The sequence below is a fragment of the Aliiglaciecola sp. 3_MG-2023 genome, from assembly GCF_030548205.1.
GTDB lineage: Bacteria > Pseudomonadota > Gammaproteobacteria > Enterobacterales > Alteromonadaceae > Aliiglaciecola.
Genome location: NZ_JAUORV010000018.1, coordinates 80,244 through 92,404 on the forward strand (window position 1 = coordinate 80,244; position 12,161 = coordinate 92,404).

The following is a 12,161-nucleotide window of genomic DNA, read 5'->3' on the forward strand; positions in this document are numbered from 1 at the left end:
CGACTACGGGTATGGGGTTATTTCGATCTTGTAGCATGGTCTTTAGGCCATGGGTTTTTGTCTCGGGGTAAAGCCACCGACTACAGGTTATGGGTTTATCACGGTTTTGTAGCATGGTCTTTAGGCCATGGATTTTTGTCTCGGGGTATTTCTCGAGGCATTTCTCGGGGCTAAAGCACCCGACTACAGGTATGGGTTTATCACGGTTTTGTAGCATGGTTTTTAGGCCATGGGTTTTCTCGAGGCATTTCTCGGGGCATTTCTCGGGGCTAAAGCCACCGACTACAGGCCATGGATTTTTATCTCGGGGCTAAAGCACCCGACTACAGGATTTTTGTATAAAAGTTGTATTTGTAGGGATTCTAATGATAATTTCGTTTCTGGAATAGAAATCACTAGAAAAATTGTATGTACTAGTGATGTTGGGAATCTACAGAGGAATAAAAAAATGGATAATAATGAAAATAGCCCGTATCAAGCGCCGGAGTCTGATCTCACTTCGACCGAGGCACCTTCTGGAGAGTGGGTTTATACTGGGCCATCAAATAAAGCTGTTGGCGATGGAATGACATGGATATCTGAGGGCTTTAGTTTATTTAAACAAGATATAGGAATGTGGATAGTAACAATGATTGTAGGCTTTATTGTTGCAATCGTTATCAATATCATTCCGTTTGTTGGTTCCCTTATTAGTATGTTTTTAACCTATATTTGGGTTGGTGGACTAATGCTGGGTTGTCAGGCTGCCGCAGAAGGCAAACCCTTTGATATTAAATATCTGTTCGCTGGGTTTTCTTATCGCGCTGGCAGGCTGGTGGGACTATCTGCAATTGGCGCCGTTATTAGTATCGTCGTTATGTTTGTTGCTATGGGGTCGGTATACATGGATATCCTTGCAGGAGAAAGTAATCCTGAAATGATGGGTACCCAATTTTGGTTATCATTTTTAGTCGCAATGGCATTAATGTTACCAATGGTCATGGCGGTGTGGTTCGCCCCTGCTTTAATCGTTTTACAAGATATGCCGGTTTTCGCAGCAATGAAAGCGAGCTTTATCGGCTGCTTTAAAAACGTGATGCCATTCTTAGTTTACGGCATAGTGATGTTAGTGCTGTATATTTTAGGTGCAATACCGCTGGCGCTAGGATTGTTGGTTGTTATTCCTTTGTTGTTTACATCCATGTATGTTTCTTATCGTTCAATCTATCTAAGTAAAGCGGTTTAAGTCACTAGTTATCATTGGATTCACTAGCAGCTAGTGAATCCAATGTTTAATATTAAGACAGGTAAGCCCCCATTGAAGCGATGAAAATGAGCATTAAATGAGGCGCTAAAACTGTCGGCGTCAAAGCATTGGTTAGGTAACTAGCCGCTAATTTCGTGCTGCTAGGACGATTAACTTCCCACAAACTATTATATTGCATGCCATCGTCTTGAATTGGATTCAACAAACCTTTTTCAACGATTAACAGACGATCCGATATTCTGCCTTGAAACGTTTTCCAAATGCCGTCCAACATCCAAAATACACCACATAGCAATGGGATGATAAAGTCTAGTTGTACATGCAAGACTAAAAAACTGCATATCACTCCACTAAACACCTTAATCAATAAAGAAAACTTCTCATAGCTGTCGTACTGATACTGTAATGTTGTCCATTCTTGATGAAGGGCGTTAGGTGTCATTGTATTCAACGTTCTTTCCTTATTATGAATGGGTAAAGTCAATGGTTTGACTGTTAGATATCAGTATTGCAGACAAAAAAACGGCTCACAAGGAAGCGTTGTATATTTAGAGTGCTACCCTTCATTTAAATGCGTAAATCAAATCTTTTCAATTAGACCTAATCTTAATTCTGATAGTCAGTTTAGGAGATTGAAAACTGTCTTTATATACAGCTTTTGTGTTAATATTATTACCATTGAAGGATTCAATTTGAGACATGGAAATGCACAATCTAAAAACTATTTTGGTGATAGCAACTGCCTGTTTTATAGGCTTGATTGTTGTGCCGTATGCGCAAGTTATTTATTCAGGAGATCCAAATTTGAACACTGAAATGGTCAAAGGCAAGTTCGAAGTCACCATGCAACCACAAACCGACGTAGACTTTTCAATGGGCAGAATGACCTTGGATAAAACTTACTATGGCAAGCTTGAAGGCAAATCGACAGGTCAAATGCTAAGCCATATGACAGAAGTGAAGGGATCTGCTGGTTATGTGGCAATGGAATCGTTCACTGGCACCCTTGAGGGCAAGGCGGGTGGTTTTGTTTTATTGCACAAAGGTGTTATGAACAAAGGCGAGCAGTCTTTAGAGATTATAGTTGTTCCAGACTCTGGCAGTGGTGACTTGTCAGGTATAATAGGCACAATGAATATTGAAATTGAAGACGGCCAGCATTTTTATATTTTTGATTACAAATTGCCTTAGTGATTTAAAGGGCTGTTGAAAGAGTCTCATTCAATACAATAAAGTGGCACACCCAGCCGCGACGTTCTAATCCTTAATTTCTATTTAAGTAAAATAATAAAGTGAATTGACTTGATTGTTTTACTTGCATTTATATATAAGCAGTTATATAAATGTTTATATAGAGAGGTTTGTATGAACGAAGATTTTTTAAATGAATTAGGTGAGCTAGCATTAGGCAGTCGTTTAAAGCGGGTCAGCGAAAGAATGATGGCTGATGCCGCGGCGGTTTATCAGCATTTTAATATGAATATCCAGCCCAAGTGGTTCACATTGCTGGCTTTATTAGACAAAAAACAACAGGTAAGTGTGGTTGAAGCCGCCAATTTATTGGGCTTAACTCAACCTGCTCTGAGTCAATTTAGTCGACAACTGGCATCTAAAAAACTCATTAACATTACCCTAGACAGCGAGGATTCAAGAAAAAGAATACTTAGCTTGTCACTTTTAGGCCGCCAAAAAGTAGAAGAAATGCGTCCAGTGTGGGTGGCTGTTGATAAAGCGGCTAAAGATCTATGTGCAGAATTTGAAAATCACTTTTATGGCTCATTACAAACTTTCGAGAAAGCTCTTAAAGAGCGTTCATTGCTTGAGCGTAGTAAAGATCATTTCGAACAATTAAATTCCTTAGAAAATACCAATATTGTGGATACTGACATGAGAACAAGCCCCCTCACCTTTCTAGAGTTTGAACCTGAATTAGCGCCATTCTTTGAGCAAATTAACCGTCAGTGGATTGAAAAAATGTTTGTTCTCGAGGACGTCGACAAACTCGTTTTAGGTCAGCCTCAGGAATACATTATCGATAAAGGTGGCAAGATTTGGTTTGCTAAGCATGCACAATTAGGAGTTGTTGGCGCTTGCGCATTATTGAATAAAGGGGATGGTGCATTCGAGTTGACCAAAATGGGCGTATTAGAGAATGCACGTGGCTTAAAAGTAGGTGAGAAACTTTTACAGCACGTGATTGCCCAAGCGCAATTGCTAGCAGTGGACTGTTTGTTTTTATTGACCAATGGAAAATGTGAAGCCGCTATTCATCTCTATGAAAAAAATGGTTTTCAGCATGACCGCGAAATTATGGAAAAGTATGGGAAAAGTTATCAAAGGTGCGATGTGGCGATGCGCTGGGTTGGCACATCGCCAGAGTCAAGTTAATCCTATCTAAGCCAAATTTTACTTAATTATAGAGTTTCACACCACTGTGCTAGCTCTGTACTTACGGGCTTATTGTGTTCGGCTAAAAACGCTAAATAGGTTTTTGCATCACGATTGATGATACGCTCAATTGGAAAGCCAATGGATTGTGCATGGGTAATACATTGTTCATAGTTGCCTAAATTGTAGGCAATGTGCGCATCACTTGAAAACACTACTTTCCAGTCGTGTTTATCCACTAATTCCAATATGCGAATACAGTTAGGTTCACTGCCTTGGCGAGATTGAATAAAAGAGCTGTTATTTATCTCAGGCACCACATTATGCTCTTTAGCCGCTAGGATCACCGCCTCATAATCTAGAGGGAAATTTGGATTACCAGGATGGCCAATGATCTGACAATCTCCCGATGCTATGGTGTTAATTACAGCTTGAGTGTTAACGGCTTGCGTTCCAGGGGGAAAGACTGGTTCATGAAAGCTAGCAATCACAAAGTCTAAAAATGGTTTCATTCCTTCTGGCACATCTAAACCTCCCTCTGGCGGTAATATATTGGCTTCGATTCCTTTTAAACACGCCACTCCATCAATTATTCTGGGGATAACGTTACGATTACCAAAATGCCAAGGATGAGGAGAATCGGGCATTTGCGGGCCATGATCCGTTAGTGAAAACATTTGCATCCCTTTTCTTTTCGCTTCAACAAAATACTCATTGACTGTGCTGTAAGCATGAGTGCTGGCGATGGTGTGAGAGTGGGTGTCTACAAGTATTTTCATACGGGTTCGTTTCCTTTAGAAATTTGACGGCATAAATGTTACCGATTAGGGAGTTGAGAATGTGATCTAAGTTGCCCATGGGGTAGTTAACGTTAGAGCAAGTTTATAACTTATTTATATTGCGCCTCCATGACAGGATTTGATTCATAGGAGCTTTGGCCAATGCAAGAGGTGTGTTGCAAAACTATACACAAACAGTATATCAATTTATGCTAGTTTGGTGAATCAAAGAACAAAAAATCAACTTGATAAACACGAAAATATTCAATCATGCAGTTCGTAACTGGTTTTAATACGAACACAACAGTGACGGAGATCTAAATGGATAAATTCATGGCCGCAGCCATTGATGAAGCAATCAAAGGCAAACAAGAGGGGGGGATCCCCATAGGTTCTGTCATTGTTTATCAAAATAAAATAATCGGCAGAGGACATAATCGCAGGGTGCAATCAGGCAGCCCCATTTTACATGGTGAAATGGATGCCTTTGAAAATGCGGGTCGACAAAGCGCTAGTGTTTACCGTGAATGTGTTTTGTACACAACTTTATCGCCATGCTCAATGTGTTCGGGTGCCATTTTATTGTATGAAATCCCGAAAATTGTAATAGGTGAAAATCAGACCTTTATGGGGGAAGAGCAATTACTTCAAAGTAGAGGGGTCGAACTAGAGGTTCTTCAAGAGCCCAAATGTATTCAACTTATGGATCAATTCATAACTGAGTCTCCTGAATTATGGAATGAAGATATAGGTACTGATTAGTAATTATAATTGACCAATAGTATTTTATATTTAACCTGATGTTAAATATATTTGACATGGGGTTTGTTTGAGTATACATTTTATCCAATTAGTCTTGGAGAAAAATGTATGGATATGTCATTTAAAGAAAAAAGTCATTGGATTTCCTTAGTTAGCACAGTCTGCATATTTGGTTATTACTTTTACAATATCGTTATGCTTGAAGGTGTTCCTGCCGAGGAAGCAAAAGACGTTGCAAAAACTCTACTCTTACAGGCAATTGTTTTGAGTATTTTAGTCGAGGCAGTGTTGCACGGCATGTTGGCAGCCACTAATCATAAAGCCGCCGAAATGGGAGCCGATGAAAGAGATAAACTGTTTGAGTATCGCGGTAATCAGGTTGGTTATACTATTTTAGTGCTCGGGGTTGTTATCACCCTCGGGAGAATTATTACCCTAGAATATAACCCTGAACTGTCGAATTTCTATCCGTCCAGGCAAATTCCGCTGTTAACGGCGCATATATTGATGTTTAGTTTTATTTTGTCAGAGGTCGCTCGATTTTCTGTCACGTTATTTAATTATCGTAGAGGATATTAAGGTGGCAGGTATACCCATAGTTAATCGTATACGTGAAAAGCGCTTCTTTGCAGATGAAATGACCCAACAAGCGTTGGCCGACAAAGTGGGAGTAACCAGACAAACCATCATGGCCATTGAAAAAGGTAAGTACTCCCCTTCGTTAGAGGTGGCCTTTAAAATGGCCGAAGTGTTTGAATGTCACCTTGAAGATATTTTTCAATATCAACCTGAATAAATTAGTACCATTTTAGAACATCAGCAAAGTATAATACTGCCTATTAACAATGAATTTAAGTTGTTTGAGCAATATTAGAAATGGGGCAATTCCTTTTGAATTGCCCCATTTTTTCAAATATTGGCAAACTTCGGAGTAGATAAATGAGCAAGCCCGATAATTGGACAATTGAAGACGCAGAGAAGTTATATGGCGTTAAGCGCTGGAGCGGCGATTATTTTGAGATTGGTCCAAACGGAAATTTGCACGTTACACCTGATGTAACCAATGCTGAAATGCGCATAGATTTTAAAGATGTAATTGAAGAAATCAAAGAAGAAGGTATTCAGTTTCCTGTGGTGCTTCGATTCCATGACATTCTGCGCTCACAAGTTGCACTATTAAATGAAACTTTCATCAGAACCATAAAAAATGCTGACTACGAAGGACAGTATCGTGGTGTTTACCCGGTGAAAGTGAACCAGATGCGCGAAGTGGTTGAAGAAATTGTCGATGCGGGCAGTAAATACGCTTATGGTTTAGAAGCCGGCTCTAAAGCGGAATTGCTCACTGTTTTGGCGTACAACACTAACTTAGATTCCCTGACTATTTTGAATGGCTATAAAGATGAAGAGTTTATGCGTCTTTCACTGATGGCCCGTAAGCTGGGACGCAAAATTATTGTCGTCATTGAAAAGTATTCGGAACTTTTATTATTGGTAAAATTAGCCAAAGAACTGGATATTGAGCCTATCATAGGTTTGCGCTCTAAAATGACCGTGAAAGGCCAAGGAAAGTGGGAAGGTTCCGGTGGCGATAGAGCTAAATTCGGATTAACCAATACAGAGATTATTCAAGCTGCCCGTTATCTTGAAGCTCAAAACATGGGACAGTGTTTTAAATTGCTGCATTTCCACATTGGTAGCCAGTTAACCGACATACGTGCGGTGAAAGACGCAATTAGTGAAGGGGCCATGATTTACTCTGAATTGCATCATATGGGCTTCAAACTTGATTATGTGGATGTGGGCGGTGGTCTTGGAATTGACTATGACGGCAGTAAATCCACCAACGATTCCTCACGCAATTATACCATTGGCGAATACGTTGCCGACGTTGTATTTGGAATGAAAGAAGTCTGTGATCTCGAAGGTGTGCCTCACCCAACCCTAGTGACCGAGAGTGGCAGAGCGATTACTGCCCACCATAGTTGTGTTGTTGCCGAAATTGTCGGAGAAATACGCTCCAATAGTGCTGAAATGGAAACGGGTTTTGAAGAACACGAGCATATTCTCGTCACTAATATGCGCGACCAGATACGTTTGTTGGAAACCCAGGAAAACCTCCAAGAAATTTTTAACGACGCATCACAATATAAAGAGCAGGCGGTGTCTGCTTTTAAACTTAGAGTCATTAGCTTTGAGGAATTAGCTAAAATTGAAACCTTGTATTGGCAAATTATGGTGAGTCTGCAAGAGCGTATGCAAACCGCAGATTTTGTACCAGAAGAAATGCAAGAATTGGATTACAACTTATCATCTCAGTATTTGTGTAATTTCTCGGTATTTCAATCGGCAGCAGATACCTGGGCTATTGACCAAGTTCTGCCAATAGTGCCACTGTCTAGAATGAATGAGCGCCCAAATGTAAATTGCTCATTGGTGGATATTACCTGCGACAGTGACGGTAAAATTGACAAGTTTGTGTTAGGTAAAGGGATTTCAGATGTCTTGCCCATGCACAAATTGAACAAAGGTGAAGATTACTATTTGGGTATGTTTCTAACCGGGGCGTATCAGGATGTGATGGGCGATATGCACAATTTATTCGGACGTCTAAATGAAGTGCATATTTTCAGTCATGATGATGATCCCCTCGATTTTTATATCGAAGAAGTGGTGAACGGCTCCTCTGTAGATAATGTGTTATCGATTATGCAATACAATCCTACCTTTATGGCGGCATCGGTTAAGAAGTTAATTGACGCGAAGATTGCTGAAGGAGAAATTAAGCCACGAGAGGGTGTGAAGTGGACAGATTTCTATGAAAACTGCCTGAAAGGTTATACCTATTTAAAAACCTCGTAATACTTCAACAAGGCGGTATTTTGAATGCCGCCTTAAGATTACTCTCCTGTTTGTTTTGCCAGTTGTTGTTTTTGAACAGCATCGTAAGTTTCAAAGTACGCCTGCCAGAATTTGGCGGTAAAACTGTTGATCAGATTTGATTCTGCATTCATCAACATTGCATAACCTACTTCCTGATCGGGTGCGAAAGACACATCGGCACGATAGCCTTTCACCCAACCACCATGATAATTCAACTTGTGACCGTTAAAGTCGTAAATTCGCCAACCCAATCCATAGTGAGCATCTTTTAAAAATCGCCGCCAATCTCGTCTGCGTAATTCACGTTTTGTTTTAATTCTTTCTGCGGTGACGGTTTTCACAATCTCTGGGGAAATAATCTCTGGGTATTCCCCTAACATTGCGCGTACCCAAATGGCCATGTCTTCTATACTGGCATTCACGCCCGCAGCAGGTCCGAAACGGTAATAATCATCTTGTACTTTGGTTTCACGCCATTTAGAACGAGTAATTGCCACATGGGGTTTTGCCCACTTTGGCGAACTCTGTAAACCTTGTCTACCTGTGCTGGCATGGGGCATCTTTAATGGTTTAAAAATGCTCTTACTCAGCTCTTTGCCATAAGTGCTTTTTTGATTAAAGTAATAATCTTCAAGGACACCAAACAAGGCGTTTTGATAGGTATAACATTTCCCCGGAGAACACAGTGGTTCTAACTTTGCCAGTTGTCCTAGAACGCGTTTTAAGGAGTAATTGGCTTCTATTAAATTGTCGTAAGCATTAGGTATATAGCCACTTGACTGACTCAATAAATGCCCAAGGGTAATGGGGTTGGGATCTAAACGATTAAAACCATATTCGGGTACAATTTCCAGTATGGGGGTTTGCCAAGTGAACTGTTTTTCAGCGACTTTTTTGGCCATCAATATACCAGCGAATGTTTTCGACACAGAAGCCAATCTGAAAACCGTATCGCCGTCGATTTTCTCACCAAAATTTTCTGTTAAGCCATAGCTAATTACTTTGGCTGGTTCGCCTTTACGTACAAAAACTAGAATATAACCAGGCACATTATGCTTCATAGCTTGTGCTTGGGTTTTTGAGGCAAAGTCGTACAACCAACTATCTTCCTTTGCAAAAGCAGAGGGGCAGGTAAATACGGTAAACCAAAAAAGGACAATTAAAGTTAAGCTTCTCATCCCTATAAGGATACTAGGTGAAGGAAGGCGAAACAACAGACAAATCCATTCACAAGATTGATGAACCAAAAATATATCAGTTCCGTTTTCAGCGCGTGTTATTCAACTTTTGCAGGTACACTTGGGATATATAAGGTAAAAGTGGCGGTTATGGATACAATTCAAATATATCAACAAGCGCGTAAATCACGTGATCCTCGTTTTGACGGTCAATTTTATGTTGCTGTAAAAAGTACCGGGATATTTTGTCGACCAATCTGTCCCGCACCTTCACCGAAAGAAGAAAATGTTGAATATTACCAACTTGCACCGCTGGCCATGCAAGCTGGTTTTCGGCCTTGTTTACGCTGTCGACCTGATAGTGCGCCAGGTTCCTGTGCATGGAAGGGCACTACCACTACACTTGAGCGGGGTATTAAATTGCTGCGTGCTCACCCAGAGTTAACGGTGTTGGACATTTGTGGCAAACTAGGCGTAAGTGATCGCTATTTGCGTGAGCTTTTTCAGCAAAAACTCGGAATATCACCGAAAAAGTTTCGTTTGTTTGATCAGTTGTTGATAGCTAAAAATCTGCTGCATAATAGTGAGTTAAGTATCGAAGATGTTGCAATTGCCAGTGGCTTCTCCAGTGCTCGTCGATTACAAGCTCACATGCACGCTACTTTGCAGCTTACGCCAACACAAATCCGCAAAAATGGGCGTACCAAACCGTTTTCTTTGAATAAGAGTGAGGCTGCTTCACTGCACATTCAGCTGGCTTATCGAGCGCCCTATAACTGGACGCATTTAAGGGACTTTCTAAAATTACGTGCCATTGCTGGTATCGAAACAGTGACAGAAAATAGTTATACAAGGAGTTTAACTTACGGTACAGCAACGGGAGTATTTACTGCCACACATAACTCAAATAGGCATTGTTTCGATATTGAACTGAGTATCAGTGATTTAAGTTGTTTCCAAGGTGTTGTGCTGCAAATCCGCCGTTTATTGGATTTAGATTGCGATCCTCAGGTCATTTATTCACGTTTACTCGCAACAGGTTTACCGCAAAACGTGATTGCTTCAGGAATACGCATTCCCGGAGTTTGGAGCGTTTTTGAGGCCAGTTGCCGTGCGGTTTTGGGCCAGCAAATTTCAGTTAAAGCGGCGGTGAATTTGGTTTCTCAATTAGCTCAAGAACTGGGTGGAACGTATAACCAACTGCGTCTTTTTCCGACCCCAGAGGCTATAGCAGAGTCAGATTTGAGCTTTCTCAAAATGCCCGACAAGCGCCGGCAATGTCTGCGAGACTTAGCTACGTTTTATAGTCAAAAAGGTGAGTGGCAAGATATGCAAAGCATTAAAGGCATTGGCCCTTGGACTGTGGCGTATGCCGAGATGCGTGGGCTATCTAATCCGGACATCTGGTTAGATTCTGACTTGATAATTAAAAAGCAAATTCAACAACATTCATTAACACCCCAAGACGCCGCACCTTGGAGAAGCTATCTTACTTTTCAATTATGGAATATGGCATGAATAATATCAGTGATTTATATTACAGTTACTTAGACACACCCATTGGGCAAATAGAAGTGTGCGCCAATAACAGCAATATTGTTTCCATATATTTTTCTGATCTTAAGCAAGATTTTTATCAGGGCAATCCCGTTACAACGGAAGCTGTTACTCAATTGAAAGCCTATTTTAAAAGACAGTTAACAGGCTTTGAGTTGCCCTTGAGCGCCAAGGGGACAGATTTTCAACGTCAAGTGTGGCAGGCATTAGCCACTATTCCCTATGGCGCGACATGCAGTTATGCCGATATAGCCAATACATTACAAAACCCTAAAGCCGTGCGCGCGGTTGGGGCGGCGAACGGCAAAAATCCACTTTCTATTGTTATCCCTTGCCATCGTGTTATTGGCAAAAATGGCACCCTCACAGGTTATGCTGGGGGCTTAGCGCGAAAATCATGGTTGTTAGATTTTGAACAGCGCTCCTAATCTCAGTAGTTCAAGGAAAGGTAAATGAAACAATGCGATTGAAAGACATTTTTGAACTCGTACTTTTGGGGGCGCTTTGGGGCTCTTCATTTTTATATATGCGTTCTGCAACGCCAGAGTTTGGCGCGTTTGCCCTCGTGGCGGTGCGGACGGGGATCGCGGCATTGTGTTTACTTCCCATACTATTTTTGCGTAAAAAAGCCTTTGTGGTTAAGCAATATTGGCGACCAATTTTATTTGTAGGCCTGGTCAATACTGCCATTCCTTTCGTTATGTTTAGTTATAGTACGGTGTTGTTGGGTGCAGGTATGGCTTCTATTCTAAATGCTACCGCTCCTATGTTCGGTGCCATAGTTGCGTTTTTGTGGCTTAAGGAGAGATTAAACGAACTGGCGGTGTTTGGATTGTTTATCGGTTTTAGCGGTGTCGTGGTCATCAGTTTAGTTCGTACCGGGGTTGAATTGCACATGTCTATCTTGCCTATTTTAGCGGCGTTAGGCTCAACCTTTGCCTATGGAATAGCCGTCTGTTATACCAAAAAACACCTTACTGGTATTAATACTCTTGCTATCGCCACTGGCAGTCAGGTATTCGCTACCCTAGCTTTAATTCCCTTTGCTGTGGTGCTTTGGCCGCAACAAATGCCTTCTACCCATGCTTGGCTACAAGTAGTCGTTTTGGGAGTGGCTTGTACTGGTTTTGCCTATATTTTGTATTTTAGATTAATTGCCAATATAGGGGCATCAAAAGCCATTACCGTTGCTTATTTAGTGCCGGTTTTTGGCGTACTTTGGGGCGCACTGTTTTTACAAGAAGTAGTAACGCTAGGAATGCTGCTGGGAGCGGGATTAATTTTGCTTGGTGTGAGCTTAACAACGGGCGTTATCAAATTTAAATTAAAACTGGCCTAGGTTTAGTTAAACGAATAGTAAGTACTCAC

The 12,161-nt window shown here is 41.0% G+C and carries 13 protein-coding genes; 10 read left to right on the top strand and 3 right to left on the bottom strand.

The genetic code is table 11. The annotated features are described in order from the left end of the window. Positions 1 to 448: 448 nt before the first annotated feature. Positions 449 to 1,225: a BPSS1780 family membrane protein gene (locus Q4574_RS18195; RefSeq protein ID WP_303476229.1), complete on the top strand. Its 777-nt coding sequence runs from the start codon at positions 449 to 451 to the stop codon at positions 1,223 to 1,225. 52 nt (positions 1,226 to 1,277) lie between these two features. Here the strand turns inward: Q4574_RS18195 and Q4574_RS18200 are convergent, their stop codons facing one another. After that, entirely contained in the window at positions 1,278 to 1,697 is a 420-nt protein-coding gene (locus Q4574_RS18200) for a hypothetical protein (protein ID WP_303476232.1), read from the bottom strand. A gap of 365 nt (positions 1,698 to 2,062) precedes the next feature. Between Q4574_RS18200 and Q4574_RS18205 the strand changes: the two genes are divergently transcribed. Both Q4574_RS18205 and Q4574_RS18210 read left to right on the top strand, forming a co-directional pair. Beyond that, positions 2,063 to 2,437 (top strand): DUF3224 domain-containing protein, encoded by a 375-nt coding sequence (locus Q4574_RS18205; protein ID WP_303476315.1) that lies wholly within the window; start codon positions 2,063 to 2,065, stop codon positions 2,435 to 2,437. A gap of 174 nt (positions 2,438 to 2,611) precedes the next feature. Then, positions 2,612 to 3,634: a bifunctional helix-turn-helix transcriptional regulator/GNAT family N-acetyltransferase gene (locus Q4574_RS18210; protein ID WP_303476235.1), complete on the top strand. Its 1,023-nt coding sequence runs from the start codon at positions 2,612 to 2,614 to the stop codon at positions 3,632 to 3,634. A gap of 26 nt (positions 3,635 to 3,660) precedes the next feature. On the opposite strand, the gene Q4574_RS18215 is transcribed toward Q4574_RS18210, so the two are convergent. Next, the gene (locus Q4574_RS18215; RefSeq protein WP_303476238.1) at positions 3,661 to 4,413 is read right to left on the bottom strand and encodes a phosphatase; all 753 of its coding nucleotides are present in this window, start codon (positions 4,411 to 4,413) and stop codon (positions 3,661 to 3,663) included. 321 nt (positions 4,414 to 4,734) lie between these two features. Here Q4574_RS18215 and Q4574_RS18220 point away from each other — a divergent pair, with 321 nt between their 5' ends. The 4 genes from Q4574_RS18220 to speA all read left to right on the top strand — a co-directional run bounded on the left by Q4574_RS18220 (position 4,735) and on the right by speA (position 8,037). Beyond that, positions 4,735 to 5,175, top strand: coding sequence for a nucleoside deaminase (locus tag Q4574_RS18220; protein ID WP_303476241.1), 441 nt, complete (start codon positions 4,735 to 4,737; stop codon positions 5,173 to 5,175). Between the two features lie 108 nt (positions 5,176 to 5,283). After that, complete coding sequence (locus Q4574_RS18225) at positions 5,284 to 5,754, top strand: hypothetical protein (RefSeq protein ID WP_303476243.1); 471 nt, start codon at positions 5,284 to 5,286, stop codon at positions 5,752 to 5,754. A 1-nt stretch (position 5,755) separates the two neighbouring features. Further along, complete coding sequence (locus tag Q4574_RS18230) at positions 5,756 to 5,971, top strand: helix-turn-helix transcriptional regulator (RefSeq protein WP_303476245.1); 216 nt, start codon at positions 5,756 to 5,758, stop codon at positions 5,969 to 5,971. Positions 5,972 to 6,114: 143 nt separating this feature from the next. After that, positions 6,115 to 8,037 carry a biosynthetic arginine decarboxylase gene (speA, locus tag Q4574_RS18235; RefSeq protein WP_303476248.1) on the top strand — a complete coding sequence of 641 codons (1,923 nt, stop codon included), beginning with the start codon at positions 6,115 to 6,117 and terminating at the stop codon, positions 8,035 to 8,037. A gap of 38 nt (positions 8,038 to 8,075) precedes the next feature. On the opposite strand, the gene Q4574_RS18240 is transcribed toward speA, so the two are convergent. Continuing rightward, the gene (locus tag Q4574_RS18240; RefSeq protein WP_303476251.1) at positions 8,076 to 9,236 is read right to left on the bottom strand and encodes a serine hydrolase; all 1,161 of its coding nucleotides are present in this window, start codon (positions 9,234 to 9,236) and stop codon (positions 8,076 to 8,078) included. A 150-nt stretch (positions 9,237 to 9,386) separates the two neighbouring features. Here Q4574_RS18240 and Q4574_RS18245 point away from each other — a divergent pair, with 150 nt between their 5' ends. Genes Q4574_RS18245 through Q4574_RS18255 form a run of 3 tightly spaced genes read left to right on the top strand, consistent with a single transcriptional unit; the run spans position 9,387 to position 12,132 of the window. Continuing rightward, the gene (locus Q4574_RS18245) at positions 9,387 to 10,754 is read left to right on the top strand and encodes a DNA-3-methyladenine glycosylase 2 family protein (protein ID WP_303476254.1); all 1,368 of its coding nucleotides are present in this window, start codon (positions 9,387 to 9,389) and stop codon (positions 10,752 to 10,754) included. Next, entirely contained in the window at positions 10,751 to 11,221 is a 471-nt protein-coding gene (locus Q4574_RS18250) for a methylated-DNA--[protein]-cysteine S-methyltransferase (RefSeq protein WP_303476257.1), read from the top strand. Before Q4574_RS18245 ends, Q4574_RS18250 begins: the two co-directional genes overlap by 4 nt. A gap of 32 nt (positions 11,222 to 11,253) precedes the next feature. Then, positions 11,254 to 12,132: a DMT family transporter gene (locus Q4574_RS18255; protein ID WP_303476260.1), complete on the top strand. Its 879-nt coding sequence runs from the start codon at positions 11,254 to 11,256 to the stop codon at positions 12,130 to 12,132. Positions 12,133 to 12,161 lie beyond the last annotated feature (29 nt).